The sequence below is a fragment of the Comamonas sp. B-9 genome (genome assembly GCF_000410635.1).
Lineage (GTDB): Bacteria > Pseudomonadota > Gammaproteobacteria > Burkholderiales > Burkholderiaceae_C > Comamonas.
This window is the reverse complement of the sequence record NZ_APCR01000556.1, coordinates 1-1,049: the sequence shown is the minus strand read 5'-3', so window position 1 is coordinate 1,049 and position 1,049 is coordinate 1. Positions and strand designations below refer to the sequence as shown.

General features: G+C 69.7%; 1 protein-coding gene and 1 pseudogene. Both read left to right on the top strand.

What is annotated here, in order from left to right:
- On the top strand, positions 1 to 725 hold a 725-nt coding region (locus H928_RS26290; RefSeq protein WP_021025579.1), incomplete at its 5' end, for a FecR domain-containing protein.
- Positions 726 to 863: 138 nt separating this feature from the next.
- Positions 864 to 1,049 (top strand): annotated as a pseudogene (locus tag H928_RS26285) (hypothetical protein); the annotation flags it as partial.

Genomic DNA, 1,049 nt, shown 5'->3' with positions numbered 1-1,049 from the left:
CTGGCGGCCTGCTGGCCCTGGGCCACAGCCCGCTGGGCGAACAGGCCTGGCTCAGCGCCAGCGCCGATCTCTCAACGGCCACCGGCGAGCAGCAGCGCACGGTTTTGGCCGATGGCACGCGCCTGCTGCTCAATACCGCCACGGCCGTGGACCTGCGCTACAGCAGCAGCGAGCGGCTGATTGTGCTGCGCGCCGGGGAGATCCAGATCGAGAGCGCCGCCGACCCCAGCCCCGACCCTGCCACCGGCCAGGCCCGCCCTTTGCGCGTGCGCAGCAGCCAGGGCTGGGCACGCGCCATTGGCACGCGCTTTAGCGTGCGCCAGTATGCGGACGACACGCTGGTGCAGGTGCAAGAAGGCCAGGTAGAACTGCAGCTGATACCAGATTTGCGCAACGACATGGGCCAGACCCTGCGCCTGGCTGCTGGCGAGCAAGGCCGCATCGCCGCCAGCGGGCTGCTGCGCCAGGGGCCCGCTCCCACTGCCGGCCTGGCCTGGACCCAGGGCATGCTGGTGGCCGACGATATGCGTCTGGGGGACTTTATCGCCGAGCTGGCCCGTTACCGCCCCGGCCGCCTGCACTGCACGCCCGAGGCCGCCGCCTTGCGCGTATCGGGCAGCTACCCCTTGGCGGATACCGACAAGGTGCTGGCGGCGCTCAGCCAGACTTTGCCGCTGCGCATCAGCAGCCGCACACGCTGGTGGGTGACGGTGGATAAAAGCTGATCTGCCAGGCGTCCCCCGCAGCGCATTCCAAAAAAAGATGGCCAATTGGCCCAGCCCGCGTGTCAAGCCCTGCATAAGCGCCGCAAAAAACCATGGCGGCGCGCTGCAACCAGCTTGTCAAACTCGGGACCTAATCGCATGTACCGCTCTCGCTTCTCTGCCCCCGCCACGCCCCGTGGCACCGCGCTCTCCGCCCATCTGCTGTGCCTGGGCCTGGCCGCCTGCGCCAGCCTGGCCGCACTGGCACCCACCTCTGCCCAGGCGCAGGCCCAGCAGCCAGCCCACACCCCTGCGGCGCGCAGCTACTCCATCCCTGCCGGCCCG